Below are 18060 nucleotides of genomic sequence, written 5' to 3' on the forward strand. Positions count from 1 at the left end.
AAATGAACGAATCAGTCACGACCAAAGCGATATTTTGATTGAAAAAATACTTTTAAGCGCTGAATTTTGCGTATAGGATCGCCATTAATGATCGATTCAATCATTCAATGATGATGACAAGACCAATAACATGGAGATCACCGATGAAGTTCACTGGAATCGTTCCAGCCCTCGTGACCCCCTTCGATGCCCGTCAGCAAATCGACGAGCAGGCCTTCGGCAACCTGATCGAAAGCCTGATTGACGCCGGTGTTCACGGGCTTTTTGTGCTGGGCACCAATGGTGAGTTCTTTGCCCTGAGCGAGGCCGAGAAAGTCCGCATCGCCCGGCTCACCGTGGAAGCGGCCCGCGGCCGGGTACCGGTGATTGCCGGAACCGGCGCCTTCGCCACCCGCGATGTGATTGAACTGAACAAAAAAATGACTGATGTGGGCGTTCAGGCCCTGTCGGTCATTACGCCGTTTTTCAATGCGGTCAGCCAGGCCGAACTGATCAACCACTACAGCGCGATTGGTGATGCTTCGCCACTGCCGATCATGCTTTACAACATCCCGGCCAAAACCGGCATGTCGATCGGCATCCCGGCAGTCGCCACCCTGTCGCAGCATCCGCAAATCAAGGGCATCAAAGACAGCGCCGGCAACTTCGACAGCCTGGTGCAGATGCTGCGCTACCGCAGTGACGACTTCGCCGTGTTTGCCGGCACCGACTCACTGATCTACTGGAACCTGCTGGCCGGTGGCGACGGTGCGGTGGCAGCCACCGCCAACGCGGTACCGCAGGTGGTGATGGATATCTGGAATCGCTTCCAGGCCGGCGACCACGATGGCGCCCGCGCGGCCCAGGAAGCCCTGCGGCCACTGCGCGATGCTTTTGCGCTGGGGACCATGCCTTCGGTGCTGAAAAAGGCCACCGACCTGCTCAACGTGCGCGTCGGCCCATGCCGCGCCCCGACTGCCGAACTCGATGCGCAGACCGTGCACAAGCTCGAAGGTCTGCTGTCTGTCTACCGCGCCTGAGCCGGAGGATCACCATGTACCACTTTCAAACCGTCAAGCATGTCATCCACGGCCCCGACAGCCTGGCCAGCCTGGGCGAGCGCCTGCATCTGCTCGACACCCCGCTCAAGCGTGTGGTGCTGGTCACCCAGGACGCCATGCATCGTCTGGGCGTCACCGAACAGGTGGTCGCGCAACTGCAAGCGCAGTCGATTGCGGTCACCGTGATCGATAACGTCGAGATTGAGCCGACCCTGGAGAATATCGAAGGGGTGTTCCGCAGCGCCATCGCCCCTGCCGCGCCGGATGCGCTGATCGCCATTGGCGGCGGCAGTGTGCTGGATGCCGCCAAGCTGTTTTCAGTGATGCTCAGCAACGACACCCCGCTCAAGGACATGCTCGGCATCGACAAGGTTGCCCACCCCGGCAGGCCGACCGTGCTGGTCCCCACCACCTCCGGGACCGGCTCGGAAGTCACCCCTAATGCCATCGTCACCCTGCCCGACGAAGAACTGAAAATCGGCGTGGTCAGCCGTCATCTGCTGCCAACCCTGGTGATTCTCGATGCCAACCTGACCCTGGGCCTGCCCAAGCCGATTACCGCTGCGACCGGTATGGACGCTTTTACCCATGCGCTGGAGTCGTTTATCTCGACCAAGGCCAACCCGATCAGCGACGCCTTTGCTCTGGAGTCGATGCGGCTGATCGCCGGCAGCATCGTCGAGGCCTATCAGCAGCCTGGCTCGGTGCAGGCGCGCAGCGACATGCTGCTTGGCTCGATGTACGGCGGCCTGGCGTTGACCGCGGCCGGCACTGCGGCGGTGCATGCACTGGCCTATCCGCTGGGCGGCAAGTTCCATGTCACCCACGGGGTGGCCAATGCCATGCTGTTGCCGCATGTCATGGCGTTCAACATGGACAGCTGCGCAGCACGCCTGAAGCGGGCGGCCTGCGTGTGCGACATCGCGCAACCCGGCGACAGCGACACGCTCGCGGCCGGCAAGTTGATCGAGCAGATCAAGCAATGGACCCGGATCCTGGAGATTCCGCAGAACCTGCGCGACTTCGGAGTGGCCGAAGAGCATCTGGCCGACATGGCGGTCGCCGCCTCGAAAGTCACCCGGCTGATGATCAATAACCCCAAGGCCCTGAGCCTGGATGATATTGAGCAGTTGTATCGGTGCCTGCTGCCATGAGTGCCGAAGCTCGCCAGGTCGGGCTATTGGTCATCGCCGACGATCTGTCCGGTGCGGCCGATTGCGCCGCCGGCTTCGCCCGCCACCTGCCGACCCGCGTGTTGCTCGAGCAGACCGCCGATCATTCAGGCTGCCCGGTCATTGCGCTGGACCTCGACACCCGCCGCCTGGCGCCGCAGCCCGCTGCCCGGCTCAATCGCTCGGTACTCGGCAACCCGGCCCTGCGCGGTCGTTACCTTTACAAGAAAATTGACTCGACCCTGCGCGGCAACCTGCCGAGCGAGGTCAGCGCCCTGCTGGAACATGGCATGGCTCTGGTAGCACCGGCGTTCCCGGCGCTGCGCAGGACCACCCGCGACAGTATTCAGTACCTCGACGGTGTACCGGTCAACGATAGTGATGTGTGGCGCAACGAGGGTCTGACCGGCACCGCCAACCTGCTGGAGCTGTTCAGCGGCGAGGGTCTGAACTGTGCGGCTCTGGATTTGCTGCAGGTGCGTGGCGGTAATCTGGCCGGGCAGCTGCACCAGCACTTGCTCGACGGTACCCAGGTGCTGATCTGCGATGCCGAGCAGGATGCTGACCTGCACAGCCTGGCACTCGCTTCGGCCGCTTTCGCCGACCGGTTGTTCTGGGTCGGCTCGGCCGGGCTGGCCCTGCACCTGCCTGCCGCCCTCGGGTTACCCGCCGCAGGCGAGCCTTGCCGGCCGCAGGCAGCACAAGGCGGGCCGATCCTGACCGTGGTCGGCAGCATGTCGCGTCACTCCCAGGCCCAGACAGCTTTGCTGGCCGAGCGTACCGGGCAACGCTGGGCGCGGGTCGAACCACGGCTGCTGCTCGATGGCAGTGCCCACAGTGAACGGCAGGCGCTGGCAATTCATCTGGCCAGTGTGCTGGACAGCGGCAGCGACCTGCTGGTCAGCCTTGATCAGGCGCAGCGAGCCCCTGAACAGGCCGCGCAGCTCAGCCAGGCGCTGGCCGGGCTGTTGGCTGCCCTGCCAGCCAAGGCCGCTGCGCTGATCGCCACCGGCGGTGAAACCGCCCGCGCCCTGCTGACTGTCGCTGAGCTCAATGCGCTGCAACTGCATGGCGAACTGGCGCCTGGGGTGGTGTTGTCCAGCGCCCTCCATCAGGGCCGCACGTTACCTGTCGTCACCAAGGCCGGCGGCTTCGGCCAGCCCGACACCCTCTATCAGGCCTGGGAGCATCTGTGCCAGGCCCGCGACTCACGCTCTGAGCCCACACCACCTAATAACGAGGAACCCCAGCATGTCTGAGCGTCCTGTGATCGGCATCACCATGGGTGATGCGGCCGGCGTCGGTCCGGAAATCATCATGAAATCCCTGCAACACGACAGCGTCTATGCCATGTGCCGGCCGCTGGTGATTGGCGATGCCAAGCGGCTGGTCGATGCCAATCGGATCGTCGCTGGCACGCTGCAAGTCAACGCCATCGAACAGCCCGAGCAGGCCCGCTTTCAGCCAGGCGTGGTGGATTGTATCGATCTGGGGCTGATCCCCCATGACCTGCCCTACGGCCAGTTGTCGGCGGTGGCCGGTGATGCGGCCTTTCGTTATATCGAGCGCACCGTGCAACTGACCGAGGCCGGTGCCCTGGACGCGATATGCACCGCGCCACTGAACAAGGAAGCACTGCACGCCGGCGGGCATATCTTCCCCGGCCACACCGAAATGCTCGCGCACCTGACCGGCATCGAAGAGGTGTCGATGATGCTCATGACCCCGACGCTGCGGGTCATTCATGTCACGACCCACATCGGCATCATCGACGCCATTGCGCGCATCGAGCCAGGTCTGGTGCGCCGCACCATCGAACGTGCCCATGAAACCCTGAGCCGCGCCGGGATCGACAACCCGTTGATCGCGGTGTGCGGCATCAACCCGCATGCCGGTGAAAACGGCCTGTTCGGCTACGGCGAAGAGGCGACCAAGATCCAGCCGGCGATTGACGAGCTGCGCGCCCGTGGCTGGCGCGTCGAAGGCCCGCTGCCGGCCGACACGCTGTTTTTCCGCGCCGGGCGCGGCGACTTCGATGCGGTGGTGGCCATGTATCACGACCAGGGCCACGGCCCGGTCAAGGTCATGGGGCTGGAAGCCGGGGTCAACGTCACGGTCGGCCTGCCGGTGATCCGCACATCCGTGGACCACGGCACCGCTTTCGATATCGCCGGCAAGGGCATCGCCGACGAGCGCAGCCTGATCGAGGCACTGCGTCAGGCGGTCGAGCTGGCGACCCGCAAACGCACCCTGGAGCAACCCGCGCACGCCTGAACCTCAATGCATCTTTTCCTCAAGCAAGCCCTGAATAACAACAATTGGAGCGAATGATGGAAACTTTTGACTCTCAAGCGACGTTAATCATCGTCGGGATGGTTGTCGTCTACGTCCTGTTCACCACCTGGCTGACCCTGCGCATGCGCAGCAAGAACAGCGAGCAGTACATGGTGGCGGCGCGCAGCATGCCGGCGTTTATCGTTGGCGTGCTGATGATGTCCGAATACATCGGTGCCAAGTCCACCATCGGCACCGCGCAGGCCGCCTTCGAAAGTGGCATGGCCGCTGCCTGGGCAGTGGTGGCGGCGGCGATCGGCTTTCCGTTGTTCGGCATCCTGATGGCGAGAAAGCTCTACAGCTCAGGCGAATACACCATCTCCGGGTTCATTGAGCGCAAATACGGCTACTCGGCCAAACTGATGGTGTCGATCATCATGATCTATGCCCTGCTGCTGGTGAACGTCGGCAACTACATCAGCGGCGCGGCGGCGATCTCCACGGTGATGCACATCAACCTGCCCACCGCAGCCTTTATCACTGCCGTCGTCAGTACCCTTTACTACGCCTTTGGCGGCCTCAAGAGCGTGGCTTACATCAGTGTCCTGCACACCGTGGTCAAGTATGCCGGGGTGATGATCGTACTGTGGGTGGCAGTCAAGCTCGCCGGCGGTTTCGACAAGGTCCATCAGGGCCTGCCAGAGCACTACTTCACCTGGACCGGCGCCATCGGCGGCTCCAAGGTCATGGCCTGGATCATCGGTACGGTGGGCGCGATCTTCTCCACCCAGTACATCATGCAGGCGATCAGTTCGACCAAAAACCCCAACGCGGCGCGCAATTCAGCACTGTGGGCGGGCCTGCTGTGCCTGCCGATCTCGATTGCTCTGGGGCTGATCGGCGTCGTCGCCAAGTACCTGCACCCCGATATGAACAGCCTGTATGCGATGCCGGTGTTCCTGCATTCGATGAGCCCTTGGCTGGCCGGTGTCGTGACCATCTCGCTGGTGGCTTCGGTGTTCGTCGGCGTCAGCGCGGTGGCCCTGGCGATCACCTCGCTGGTGGTGCGCGACTTCTATGTACCGCTGTGCAAACCTTCGGCTGAACGCGAATTCAAGATGACCAAGCTCATCAGCCTGGTGATCGGTTTCCTGCCGCTGGTGTTCGTCTTTGCCGTGCCGGAAATCCTCAGCCTGTCGTTCTTCACCCGCGCCCTGCGCCTGTCGATCACCGTGATTGCCCTGGTCGCCATCTACCTGCCGCTGTTCGCCACCGGTCGCGGTGCCACCTGGGGGCTGGGCGCGGCGACCGTGACCACCAGCCTGTGGTATGTACTGGGTAACCCGTACGGTGTCGACAACATGTACATCGCCTTGGTGACCCCTGCCCTGGTCATCTGCATCGAACGTCTGCTGCCACGCAGCAACAAGCCCGCTACCCAGTCTTCGGAGGCCAGCAATGTCAACAATTGAGCAACGCCAGGACGCCTACCTGCCGACCCCTTACGCGCAGAATCACGCCGCCAACCTGCATGAACTGGCTGATGGCACGTTGCTGTGCACCTGGTTTGCCGGCACCCAGGAAGGCATGGCCGACATCTTCGTGCTGCTGTCACGCCGCGACCCGCACAGCGGTGTCTGGAGCGAGGCCGAGCAACTGTCGGATGACCCTGCCCGCTCCGAGCAGAACCCGATCCTGTTCCAGGCCCCCGATGGCCCACTGTGGCTGATCTGGACCGCGCAGATTTCCGGTAATCAGGAAACCGCCGTGGTACGCCGCCGCCTGTCTGAGGATGGCGGCAAGACCTGGGGGCCAATCGCTGACCTATTTGAAGAGGCCGGTACTTTCGTGCGCCATCCGCCCGAAGTGCTTAGCAACGGCGACTGGGTATTGCCGGTCTGGTATTGCATCACCCTGCCTGGCGAAAAATGGGTCGGCACCCATGACATCAGCGCGGTGATGATCAGCAGCGACCATGGCCGCACCTGGAGCCGTCACGACGTGCCGCACAGCACCGGCTGCGTGCACATGAACGTCCATGAACTGGCCGACGGCAGCCTGCTGGGGCTGTTCCGCAGCCGCTGGGCCGATCATGTTTATTCCAGCCGCTCCACCGATCAGGGCCGGACCTGGAGCGCACCTGCGCCGACCGAGCTACCCAACAACAACTCATCGATCCAGTACGTGCGCCTGGCCAGCGGTGAATTGGCGCTGGTCTACAACCCGATCAACGCCGAAGGCATCGAGCAGCGGCGGCTGTCGTTGTACGACGAAATCGAGGACGAGGGTGATGAGCGTGTCACCCCCGGCGCCAACGCCGACGGGCGCAGCGCGGTGTGGGGCATCCCCAGGGCGCCGATGAGCCTGGCGATTTCTCGCGATGAAGGCCGTAGCTGGCCGCTGCGCCTGGATATCGAGCTGGGAGACGGCTTTTGCATGACCAACAACTCCAAAGAGAAGCTCAATCGCGAGTACTCCTACCCGAGCATCATCCAGGCCCGTGACGGCAGTCTGCATGTCGCGTTCACTTACTTCCGGCAGAAGATCAAGCACGTGCACATCCCGCTGGCGGCGATCCGCTGAAGCAGACCTGGAGGTCTAAACCGCCGTAGGAGCTGCTTCAGCAGCGATGCTTTTCGCGGCTAAAGCCGCTCCTACGGGGTAATGCCGATCAGTTAAGAGCATTGAGATCTTTGTGGGAGGCAGCTCTGCTGGCGAATACAGAAGTACATCTACAACAGATGTGCCGGTTTTACTGGCCCTGTCGCGAGCAGACCGGGGCGCCGGCCGGCCCCTCCCACGGGGCCCAACCAGACCCACTAATCGCTTAACTGATCGGCATTGCTCCTACGGGGCAGTGCGTCTGGCCAACTTTATGGAGAACCCTTCAATGCCTGAAAATTCCCCCATCGCCCTGGTCACCGGGGTCAGCTCCGGTATCGGTGAGGCCATTGCCAGCCGTCTGCTGGACGATGGCTGGCAGGTCATCGGTCTGAGCCGTAGCCGTCCTGCACTGGAGCATCCGCAACTGCGCTGGGTCGCTGCTGACATGGCTGACAATCAAGCACTTGAGCACGCCCTTGAACAGGTCGGTGAACTGGACGCCATCGTGCATGCTGCAGGTTTCATGCGCACTGCACCGCTGGGTGAGCTACTGGCCAAAGACGGCGCGGCCATGTGGCAGGTGCATGTCGCCGCCGCCACGCAACTGGTCGACAGCCTGCTCGGACGCCTGCGGGTGCCCGGACGCATTGTGCTGATCGGCAGCCGAACCATGAACGGCGCCAGTGGGCGTAGCCAATACGCAGCGACCAAGGCCGCGCTGGTCGGGCTGGTGCGTTCCTGGGCCATCGAACTGGCACCGCAAGGCATCACCGTCAATCTGGTCGCCCCCGGCGCCACCGCGACACCGATGCTCAGCGCCCCCGGCCGGCAAGGCACGCCGCCGCGCAAACCACCGATCGGCCGCTTCATTCAACCCGAGGAAGTCGCCGCGATGACCGCGTTCCTGCTCGGCCCGCAGGCCGGGGCCATTACCGGCCAGAGCCTGGTGATCTGTGGAGGGGCGTCGTTGTAAGCCGTTGCCGAGCGCCCAAAGATGATTCAATGGGCCCCCGGCAACAAATGCTAAAGTGTCGCCTCACCCCCTGAAGGATCGCCATGAAAGTCGCCAAACGCCGCCAGGCCATTCTGGAGCTGGTGCTTGCCAACCACGGCAATATGAACGTCGAGAGTCTGTGCTCGATCATGCAGGTCTCCGAAGCCACGGTACGCCGTGACCTCACCGCGCTGGCCGAGCAAGGCATGATCATGCGTACCTATGGCGGTGCAACGCATATCGGCAAGCAGGCGCCAGAGACCTCGCTGGAAGAGCGCAGCATCCAGTCCGGCCCGGAAAAAAGCCGGATTGCCCGCACCGCACTGGCGCACATCCAGGATAACGACACCATCGTACTGGACAGCGGCACCACCACCGCGACCCTGGCGCAACTGCTCAAGGAGCGGCGCGGCCTGCATGTGATCACCAACAACATTCTTGCCCTGCCGGCCTTGCGCGAGCTGCCCGAAGGGCGGGTTACCCTGCTCGGCGGCGACCTGCGCCCCGGCAGCATGGCCACCTTCGGCGCCGCGGCCCTCGCCGCTCTGGAGCGCTTGACTGCCAACAAGGTGTTCGTCAGCGCCGACGGCGTGGTCGCCGGGCGCGGTTTGTGCGAAGCCAATGCCGACCAGGCCTGGCTGAAAGAAAAAATGCTGCAGCAGGCTGCCGAAGTGTTCGTGCTGGCCGACGCCAGCAAGATCGGTCGCGATCAGCAGCAACACTGGACACCGCTCAACACGCACTGGACCTTGATCACCACCGCACGCCGTGAAGCACTGCTGGAGTTCGAGGCCGATACCCGCATCACCCTGCTCCAGGCTGACTGAGCGGTCTTGTTTGACCTGCGCCAGCACATGGCGCACCCTCAGGGCCCCTCAGTTGCAGATCGCTCGCGTTCATGGATCAGAAACTTCTCAGACTGCCCCGCAACACAAAGGGCCGAGACCTGGTGGTCGGCGATATCCACTTCAAACTGCAGGAATTGTTCGAAGGTCTTGAAGCGCTGGACTTCAATCCAGAGCGCGACCGCCTGATCAGTGTGGGCGACCTGATCGACCGCGGCCCTGGCGTGCTGCAAGGACTCAGGCTGCTGGGCGAGCCCTGGTTCTACATGGTGCAAGGCAACCATGAGCGCATGCTCATCGACGCCTGGCTGCGCAACCCCCACGCGCCCTACTCGGCCCACGGTGCCGAGTGGTGGCTGTATATCGATGACGACTCAAAAGCAATGATCGTGCGCAAGCTGCAAAGCCTGCCGATTGTGATCGAGATCGACACCGTCAACGGGATGGTCGGCGTCCTGCATGCCGACGTGCCGGCGCAACTGAGCTGGCAAGCCTTTACCGGCGCCCTGGATGCACCACGGGTCAGCGAGACCGCGCTGTGGGGCCGCGAGCGCATCCGCCGTGGCAACCACCATGGCGTGACCGGGGTCTGGCGGGTGTGCACCGGGCATACCCGGGTCGACACGCCGCAGCGACTGGGCAACGTGCTGGCTCTGGACTGTACGGGGGGTGGTGCGGGCCCGCTGGCTTACTACTGTGCGCAAGACGATACCCTGCACTACGCTGATACCCGACGATCCCCTACGACCAAAGCATGAACATTGGCGCCTGCCATACTTCGTAAAACCCTACTAATATGTGTAGATTGATGTCAAAGTGATATCACCCATTATCAGCACTTCTGCCCCCCACACCTTCAGCCTCAATTCGTCGCCTGACGAGGTCGGCCATGAATGACAAGACTATCAGCCTGCGGCATTGGATGTGGAAGGCATTGGCCAGTACTGCCCTGATCCCATTGATCGCCGTGGAGCTGGTATTGATCGGCATCTATCTGTTTACCAACCAGTCGATCCGCAACACGCAGATCGACTACCTGCATGAAACCGCCGTTAGCGACCTGACCGAATCAGTCGGGCAAAATACCCACATTATCAATACCGAACTCAGCCAGCTGGGCAACGACGCCAACCTGTTTGCCCGGCTGACCGAACACGCCCTGCAGGGCGAGCAGCACGCCCCTGCAATCCTCGCCACCTCGGCAGACGGTGTGCGCTATGACAACGGTGCTGATGATCAGGTGGCATCGTTCTATTCCAGCCATACCCCGCTGGCCAGCCAAGACCTTGGCAAGGTCACACGCCTGGCGACACTGGACCCATTGATCAAGCAACTCAAAGACCGCAACCCGCTGATCGCCAGCGTTTACTTCAACAGTTGGGACAGCTACAACAGAATCTATCCGGGCTTCGATATCCTGCAACAGTACCCCCACAACATGAATATCCCGGAGTACAACTTCTATTACCTGGCCGATGCCAGCAATAACCCGCAGCGCAGTAGCCGCTGGACCGAGGTTTATCTGGACCCGGCCGGTAACGGCTGGATGATGTCGGCCATCGCCCCGGTGTATAGCGGCGATTTTCTCGAGGGTGTGGTCGGTCTGGACATCACGGTCAGCGGCATCCTCAAGCAGATCGGCGAACTCAAGGTGCCTTGGGATGGCTACCTGATGCTTGTGGCCCCGGACCTGACCATCATGGTCATGCCTGAGGCCGGTGAGCATGATTTCAAACTCATTGAGTTGACCGCGCATGCCTACACCCAGGCCGTGTCCAACGAGATGCTCAAGCCGCAGACCTTCAACCTGCGTTATAACGACGCCCATGACGCCCTGGCCAACGCTATCGAAAGCCAACCACGTGGCGTGCTGACCACCCGCTTCGAGGGGCGTGCGCATCTGGTGGCCTGGGATACGGTGGCCAACACAGGCTGGCATTTGCTGGCAGTGGTAGATGAAGCTGCGATTACGGCCACCACCGATACCTTGGCCACCCATTATCGCCAAGTGGGTTATTGGCTCATTGGCGGTCTGGTGATCTTTTATCTGGGTTTTTTCCTGTTCATCTGGTGGCGGGTCAAGCACCTCAGCCAGGCCCTGGTTCACCCCCTGGCCGGGGTTTCGCAGATGATGGCGCAGATCGGCCAAGGGCACTGGCAACCCGACAGGCCGCAGACCGACATCGACGAACTGGCCAGTATGGCGCGAAGCGCCAGCTCGATGGGTGAGCAGCTCAATGAAGCACAAGACTCACGTCACGTGGCCCAGCAACGTCTAACGGTGGTAATGGAAAGTTCCACTGAAGGGCTGTGGGAGTTCGATGTTGCAAAGCGCGAACTGAACCTGCGCGGCAGCCTGTGTCATCGCTTTAACCTGCCGGAAAAAATAAGCGACCACCGGCTGCTGCATGATCGCCTGCAGCCAGCCGACAGCGAGGCCTTGATCCGTTTTATCAAGGACCTGGAAAAGGGCCGATATCACAACGGATGCGAGTTGCGCCTTGTCGATCATCACGGCAAAACCGTATGGCTGCAGTGCCGCGGGCGAGTGTTGGCACGTGATCCAGACAACGGCAAGCCACTGTTGCTGGCCGGCACCTGCATGGACATCAACGGTCTGAAGAACGTCGAAACCGACCTGCGGCTCAAGACGCTGGAGGCTGAGACCGCCAGCCTGGCCAAGTCACGCTTCATTTCCAGCATGACCCATGAGCTCAAGACACCGCTCAATGCCATTCATGGCTTCGCCCAGTTGCTCAGCTACAACAACCCAGGTAGCGCCGGGCCGGTCGATGAAATCATCCGCGCCAGCAATCACCTGTGCCAATTGGTCAACGATCTGCTGAGCTGGTCGAGCGTGCAGGCCGAGCAGGCGCGCTTGCAACTGGCACCTATCGATACCACGCAACTGCTACGCGAATGCGTTGACATGGTCAGCCGCGATGCTCAAGAGGCAGAGCTGACGTTAAGTCTGGGAGAAATTCAGGTCGGCCCCGGGATCATTGCCGATGCACGGCGGCTGCGTCAGGTGATACTCAACCTGCTATCGAATGCCATCAAATACAACCGGCCTGGCGGCGCGGTCACCGTGAGTTGCCGCCATGAGCACGGCCGTGCTCGCATCTATGTCGAGGACAGCGGGCTCGGCATCGACAGCCAGGCCCGTACACGGCTGTTCGAGCCCTTTCAGCGCCTGGGCCAGGAAAATACCGCGATCCCCGGCACCGGCATCGGACTTGCGCTGTGCAAGGAACTGGCGCAACGGATGAACGGCGAAATCGGAGTCACCAGTACCTTGGGTAGCGGCAGCCTGTTCTGGATTGAACTGCCTTGCGCGCAAAGCGAGCCAACTGCTGCTGCCAGCAATCGCCAGGCCAGCGTGCTGTGCCTGCAACAGGACAACGCCGAGCGCGCGCTGATCAGGCAGGCATTCAAGAACATCGCCAGTGTGCGCATAGTGGACGAGGACCGTCTGGTGCTTGAACAAATGAGTCAGGCACCGGTGCAACTGCTGCTTATTGATCTGGACTGCATCGGCTCAGCTATTCAGGCACTGCTGGTCAGCCTGCAGGAGCTCTATGAAGCGCGCTGTCCACCCGTGATCGTGATGAGTTCCCAAGAGATTCCGCGTTACCTGTTGAACCTCAACTGCCAAGGCCTGTTGAGCAAGCCTGTCGATCCAGACGAACTCAGAGAACTGGCTGCTGTTTTCCTGTGCGAGGATATCCAACGTGTTCCGTAACCTTCAGCTAAAAGCGCCGATCGTCATCATCGATGACGTTGCGGCCAATGTCCGTTTGCTCGGCTCGACTCTCAAGGCATTCGGTATCAAGCAGATTGTCACCTTTACCGACCCGCAGGCTGGCCTGCACTGGCTTGAACACAACCCTTGGGACATTCTGCTGCTGGACCTGGACATGCCTGCGCCCAATGGTTATGACATTCTCCAGGCATTGGGGCAGCGCAACAGAATCGAACAGCCAGTGATCATCGTCACTGCCCTGAATGACCCGCAGAGCCGCCGCCAAGGGCTGGAACTGGGGGCCAATGATTACATCTGCAAGCCCATTGACTTGGCCGAGGTGATGCTGCGGGTCCAGAACTGCCTGCTTCTCAAACAAGCCACCGAGCAGTTGAAGCAGGTCAACAGCCAACTCGAAGCCAGGGTCCGGGAACGCACCGAGCAACTGGCTGAAAGCTACACAGCGCTGATTCGCGCGCTGGGTCGCGCCGCGTCTTATCGCGACGATGACACCGGCGAGCATATCTACCGCATCGGTACATTTGCCGGCATGCTGGCTCATGGTATGGGGATGCCACCAGAGTGGTGCGACCTGATCCGCCAGGCAGCACCTATGCATGATGTCGGCAAAATCGGCATCCCCGACGAAATCCTGCTCAAACCTGGCGCCCTGACCCCTGAAGAGCGTACCCGCATGCAAGCCCATGCGCACATTGGCCACGCCATCCTGCAAGACCCGGCCAACAACGAACTGACTGACATGGCGGCACAAATTGCCCTGGCGCACCATGAAAAGTGGGATGGCAGCGGCTACCCCAACGGCCTTGCTGCCGAAGCCATTCCCTTGGCAGCACGTATCGTGGCCCTGTGCGATGTCTACGATGCGCTGCGCCAAAGGCGCCCATACAAGCAGGCATGGGATCGCCAACGCGCACTGGGGCATGTCCGCGAACAAAGCGGCCGACACTTCGACCCGAACGTGGTCAAGGTCTTCGAAGGCTTTATCGACGAGATCGAGGCCATCATCGAACATAGTCTACCGAAAGCCGATCGACGCCCATCGCTGATGGATTCAGCCTTATTGCACCCTAAGGTTTTGGGCTGAGCGCCACAAGCTGAGCAGCTCGCGAGCCTCGCCACAAAAACACCAGCACCGCCAGAGCGCCAACCAGGCCCGGCAACGCGAACGCCAGGAAGCTGGCCTGCAAGGGTAACCCCGAAGCATGCAGCGCCCCGCCCAACAGCGGGCCGATAATCGCCCCGGTCCGGCCGATGCCCATCGCCCAGCCGAGGCCCGTGGAGCGCACCTGGGCCGGGTAATACTGCACCGCGCAGGCGTTGGCCAGGATCTGGGTGCCGATGGTGCAGGCACCAGCCATTGCCACCAGCAGGTACAACACCACCAGCGGCGCCTTGAAAGCCAACAGGCTCAAGGCCAACGCGCCACAGATGAAGAAGCCGAACAGCACCTTGCCCAGGCCCACCCGGTCCCCCAGCCAACCGCCGCCAATAGCGCCGATAATCGCTCCGGCGTTGAGCACCAGCAAGAAGCTCAGGCTCGAATCCAGGCCGTAACCGGCACTGTTCATCAGTTTCGGCAGCCAGGAACTCAAGGCATAGACCATCAGCAGGCAGCAAAAAAACGCCAGCCACAGCATCAAGGTGCTGAGCGTACGGCCTTCGCGAAACAGCTCGGCAATCGACACGCTGGCCCGCGCCGCACCACCCTGCTGCAGTTGCTCGTCGGCAGCCGGACGATAACCGGCCGCGGCCTGGGCGAGGATGCGCTGCGCCCGTGCGGTCTGGCCGCTGCGCAGCAGGTAGTCCATCGACTCGGGCAATTGGCGAATCAGCAGCGGCAACAGCAGTAATGGAATCGCCGCGACATAGAACACCGACTGCCAGCCCCATTGTGGAATCAGCACAATACCCAGGCCCGCCGAGAGCATGCCGCCCAGTGAATAGCCGCTGAACATCACCGCCACCAGGGTGCTGCGCGAGCGCTGCGGCGAGTATTCGTTCATCAGCGCCACCACGTTGGGCATCACTCCGCCGATGCCCAATCCGGCAATGAAGCGGCACAGGCCGAACATTTCCGGGCTGCTGGCCAAGCCGTTGAGCGCTGTGACACCGCTGAACAGCGTCACACAGAAGGCAATGGTCTTGCGCCGCCCGATGCGATCGGAAATCGACCCGAAAAACAGCGCGCCAATCATCATCCCCACCAGTGCGCAACTGCCCAGCGCGCCGGCCTGCAGGGCACTGAGCCCCCACTCGGCCATCAGCGAGGGCAGCACCACGCCGTAGATCACCAGGTCGTAGCCGTCGAAGATGATGATCAGCGCGCACCACAGCAGCACGCGGGCATGAAAGGCATTGAAACGGGCCCCGTCCAGCAGGGCGGTAACGTTAGTCTTGTGCATGGCATGACTCTTTTTATTGTCGTTATTGTCGTTCAAGGCAGCTCAGGCTGGTTGCAGCCAGCCCAGGCGACTTTTGGCCTGCTGCAGATCGGCCGCAAGGTCGTGATTCCACAGCCAGTCGAAACGCTGGGCCAGGGTCTGGCCCAGGCGTGCTTGATCGGCGGCCGTTGCCGGATCACGCAACTCGTAGAGTTCGCCGGCCTGGCGCGAGGTGCGCTGGACCTGGCAGGCTCGGGGCCGACGCACTGCATCGTAGGCGGCCAGCATAAGCGGCACCTCAGCATCCAGCAGTTGCGGGTCGCCCAGTAGCCTGGCCAACAGCCAGGCATCTTCAAGCCCCTGGCCGGCGCCAGCGCCTTGGTGCGGCAACATCGCGTGGGCGGCATCGCCGATCAGCGCCACGCGGCCATGCACGTAACCGGGTAACTCCGCCAGATCGTGCAAGGCCCACAGGCTCGGCGTCGGGATGCATTCGAGCAGCACCTGCGCCGCCTCGCTCCAGCCACTGAAAGCGTCGAGCATTTCGGCCTGACTGGCCTGACGCACCCAAGGCTGGTCGGCCGGCCATTGCGGATCGGGCCGGCTGCGGTCGGTCGTGAACGCCACGACATTGATCAACCGGCCGTGCTTGACCGGGAAGGTCAGGATATGGGCGTCCAGGCCCAGATACATCTGCGGCACGTCGATCAGATGCTCGTCCAGACCGCGCTCACGGTAGGCGCCGCGCAGGATTTCGCTATCGATCAGCCCGCGATAGGCACAGGTGCCGCTGAACTGCGGTGCAGCCGGCGGCTGGCCCAACCCTTGGAGCACGTGATCACGGATTGATGACTTGATGCCGTCGGCACCGATCAGCAGATCGCATTCATGCTCAGTGCCGTCACTGAAGCGGATCTGCAGCCGCTCAGCCTGCTGGGTGACCTGCACGGCGCGCTTGCCGAAACAGGCCATACCGTCTGGCAGGCGGCTGGCCAAGGCATCGAGAAAGTCTGCGCGATGCACCGAAGACTGGCCCACACCCGGCGCGACGCTGGCGCTCAGGTAGCCGGCGTCGACTCCCCGGCGCCATTCGAACCAGACATCCTGCCAGGGTGCCGGGGTCTGGTCGGCGATCTGCCGATAAGGTTCGCCAAGCCCCAGGCCGGCAATGGCCCGTACTGCATTGGCGCCAAACGACACGCCCGCGCCCACCTCACCGAAAGCAGCAGCGGATTCGAACAGTTGCACCTGAAGATGAGCATGGCGGCACAGGTCCAGGGCCAGGGCGACGCCGGCGATACCGCCGCCGACGATTGCGATACGCAAGGGAGATTTGCTCTGCATGTAAGACACCCCATCGGGCTGGTTGTTATTGGAATGTCTGTATCTTGCGGCGCACGGTTGTATTGATAAATAACGCAGATCGCATAGGATCTATCACCACTGTGAATAGCGCTTCATCCACGGCGACGGAGCCCCCATGAACCTGCGCGACCTTGATCTGAACCTGCTGCTGGTGCTGCACCAGCTACTCATCGACCGTCAGGTGTCCAGTGCCGCCGACAATCTCGGGCTGACCCAGCCGGCAATGAGTAACGCTCTGAAACGCTTGCGCAGCACCTTGAACGACGAGCTGTTCGTGCGCAGCGGACGCAGCATGCAACCCACGCCCTACGCCGAACAGCTGGCACAACCCGTGGCCCAGGCCATCGCCCTGCTCCACCAGGCGCTGCAACGACCTGCGGCGTTCGACCCGGCCAGCAGCCGGCGGCGCTTTACCCTGGCGATGACCGATATTGGTGAGATCTACTTCATGCCGCAGTTGATCGACACCCTGCTGCAACGTGCGCCGGGGCTGTCGGTGACGACCGTGCGCAGCGACGCTCAGCTGTCCGAAGCACTGGCCAGCGGCGCGATCGATCTGGCTGTGGGTCTGCAACCCAACCTGCAGAGCGGCTTTTACCAGCGAAGGCTGTTTGTGCATCGCTATGTGGTGCTGTGCCGTCACGACCACCCGCTGGCCGGGCAAGCGATGACCGCGCAAGCGTTTGCCCGGCAGAGTCACGTCCACGTGGCCGCCGCCAGCACCGGCCACGGTGAAGTCGAACAGTATCTGCGCCGCGCCGGCCTGCAGCGTGATATCCGCCTGGAAGTGCCGCACTTTGTGGCCGTCGGGCATATCCTCCAGCGCAGTGACCTGGTCGCCACCGTACCGGAGCGCTTTGCCTCGACCTGCCTGCAACCGTTCGGCCTGGTTGCGCTGCCATTGCCGGTGCCGCTGCCGGAAATCACCATCAACCTGTTCTGGCATGCACGCTTTCACAAAGAGCCGGCCAACCAGTGGTTTCGGGATTTGATGTTCGAGTTGTTCAGCGACTGAGTGGCCGTTCGTCGCGTCCGACAAACTTCTCCCGGCGTTCACGTGCCGTACCTGTAATGGGCGAAGATTGAGCGCTGCGCGCTTTCGATCACCCCTTGCTTTTGCTAACCCTGTTTTTTGATAACAAGAGGTGTCTCATGAAAACTTCACTGAGCAACCTGTTCGCAATTGCCGGGCTGGCCTGCATGCTGAGCGTGCCGGCCCTTGCTGCATCACCTGCGTCCCCAGGCGACGGTCAGTCATCGTCGATTCCCCACACCGAAACCGCACCGGCGGGCAGCGCCTTGCCGCCAGGCAGTTCGCTGCCCACCGATCCGGTGATGGGCAACGGCATGGACGCTTCAGGCAGCAGCGTACGGCCACCGACCCGGATCAGCCCGGACATTGACGAGCAAGAGAGCAAAGACCGTGATGCACGGCAGAAAATCCTCCGCGAACAAGACCGTGGCCAGGAAGCTCGCGATCAGCCCCCGGCAAAACCCTGAGCCTTGCGGCCCGGCATTCACCTGCGGTGATTGCCGGGCAGTGGCATAACCAAAAGGTATCGCCGCCTCAAAAAGCCGGATTGGTCCGACATGGGTCGTTGCCGCTAGACTGGGCCAAGTGA

The 18060-nt window shown here is 62.1% G+C and carries 15 protein-coding genes; 13 read left to right on the forward strand and 2 right to left on the reverse strand.

All coding sequences use genetic code 11. The features are described 5' to 3' along the window. The first annotated feature begins 143 nt into the window (after nt 1-143). The 11 genes from dapA to PSCI_RS22895 all read left to right on the forward strand — a co-directional run bounded on the left by dapA (nt 144) and on the right by PSCI_RS22895 (nt 13776). The gene (gene dapA / locus PSCI_RS22845) at nt 144-1019 is read left to right on the forward strand and encodes a 4-hydroxy-tetrahydrodipicolinate synthase (RefSeq protein ID WP_045491393.1); all 876 of its coding nucleotides are present in this window, start codon (nt 144-146) and stop codon (nt 1017-1019) included. 14 nt (nt 1020-1033) lie between these two features. Beyond that, the gene (locus PSCI_RS22850; RefSeq protein ID WP_045491395.1) at nt 1034-2194 is read left to right on the forward strand and encodes an iron-containing alcohol dehydrogenase; all 1161 of its coding nucleotides are present in this window, start codon (nt 1034-1036) and stop codon (nt 2192-2194) included. Then, nucleotides 2191-3471 carry a four-carbon acid sugar kinase family protein gene (locus PSCI_RS22855; protein WP_045491398.1) on the forward strand — a complete coding sequence of 427 codons (1281 nt, stop codon included), beginning with the start codon at nt 2191-2193 and terminating at the stop codon, nt 3469-3471. Before PSCI_RS22850 ends, PSCI_RS22855 begins: the two co-directional genes overlap by 4 nt. Next, the gene (gene pdxA, locus PSCI_RS22860; RefSeq protein WP_045491401.1) at nt 3464-4486 is read left to right on the forward strand and encodes a 4-hydroxythreonine-4-phosphate dehydrogenase PdxA; all 1023 of its coding nucleotides are present in this window, start codon (nt 3464-3466) and stop codon (nt 4484-4486) included. The genes PSCI_RS22855 and pdxA overlap by 8 nt, the downstream gene beginning before the upstream one ends. Before the next feature lie 56 nt (nt 4487-4542). Next, a complete protein-coding gene (locus tag PSCI_RS22865) occupies nt 4543-5958 on the forward strand; it encodes a sodium:solute symporter family protein (protein WP_045491404.1) in 1416 nt (471 codons plus the stop codon). Continuing rightward, nucleotides 5945-7069: a sialidase family protein gene (locus PSCI_RS22870; protein ID WP_045491406.1), complete on the forward strand. Its 1125-nt coding sequence runs from the start codon at nt 5945-5947 to the stop codon at nt 7067-7069. Before PSCI_RS22865 ends, PSCI_RS22870 begins: the two co-directional genes overlap by 14 nt. 307 nt (nt 7070-7376) lie before the next feature. Further along, complete coding sequence (locus PSCI_RS22875) at nt 7377-8063, forward strand: SDR family NAD(P)-dependent oxidoreductase (protein ID WP_084710082.1); 687 nt, start codon at nt 7377-7379, stop codon at nt 8061-8063. Between the two features lie 83 nt (nt 8064-8146). After that, nucleotides 8147-8911 carry a DeoR/GlpR family DNA-binding transcription regulator gene (locus tag PSCI_RS22880; RefSeq protein WP_045491410.1) on the forward strand — a complete coding sequence of 255 codons (765 nt, stop codon included), beginning with the start codon at nt 8147-8149 and terminating at the stop codon, nt 8909-8911. A gap of 71 nt (nt 8912-8982) precedes the next feature. Further along, a complete protein-coding gene (locus PSCI_RS22885) occupies nt 8983-9687 on the forward strand; it encodes a metallophosphoesterase (RefSeq protein ID WP_052483487.1) in 705 nt (234 codons plus the stop codon). A 131-nt stretch (nt 9688-9818) separates the two neighbouring features. Further along, on the forward strand, nt 9819-12671 hold the full coding sequence (locus PSCI_RS22890; RefSeq protein WP_045491412.1) for an ATP-binding protein: 2853 nt from the start codon (nt 9819-9821) through the stop codon (nt 12669-12671). Next, nucleotides 12661-13776 (forward strand): HD domain-containing phosphohydrolase, encoded by a 1116-nt coding sequence (locus PSCI_RS22895; RefSeq protein ID WP_045491414.1) that lies wholly within the window; start codon nt 12661-12663, stop codon nt 13774-13776. The genes PSCI_RS22890 and PSCI_RS22895 overlap by 11 nt, the downstream gene beginning before the upstream one ends. Here the strand turns inward: PSCI_RS22895 and PSCI_RS22900 are convergent. Together PSCI_RS22900 and salA are read right to left on the reverse strand one after the other, a co-directional pair. After that, nucleotides 13760-15094, reverse strand: coding sequence for an MFS transporter (locus PSCI_RS22900; RefSeq protein WP_045491416.1), 1335 nt, complete (start codon nt 15092-15094; stop codon nt 13760-13762). The genes PSCI_RS22895 and PSCI_RS22900 overlap by 17 nt on opposite strands. Before the next feature lie 42 nt (nt 15095-15136). Next, nucleotides 15137-16417 (reverse strand): salicylate 1-monooxygenase, encoded by a 1281-nt coding sequence (salA, locus tag PSCI_RS22905; RefSeq protein WP_045491418.1) that lies wholly within the window; start codon nt 16415-16417, stop codon nt 15137-15139. Between the two features lie 136 nt (nt 16418-16553). Between salA and PSCI_RS22910 the strand changes: the two genes are divergently transcribed. Continuing rightward, complete coding sequence (locus tag PSCI_RS22910; RefSeq protein ID WP_045491420.1) at nt 16554-17453, forward strand: LysR family transcriptional regulator; 900 nt, start codon at nt 16554-16556, stop codon at nt 17451-17453. A gap of 137 nt (nt 17454-17590) precedes the next feature. Then, nucleotides 17591-17938 carry a hypothetical protein gene (locus tag PSCI_RS22915; protein ID WP_045491423.1) on the forward strand — a complete coding sequence of 116 codons (348 nt, stop codon included), beginning with the start codon at nt 17591-17593 and terminating at the stop codon, nt 17936-17938. Nucleotides 17939-18060 lie beyond the last annotated feature (122 nt).

This window comes from Pseudomonas sp. StFLB209 (genome assembly GCF_000829415.1).
Lineage (GTDB): Bacteria > Pseudomonadota > Gammaproteobacteria > Pseudomonadales > Pseudomonadaceae > Aquipseudomonas.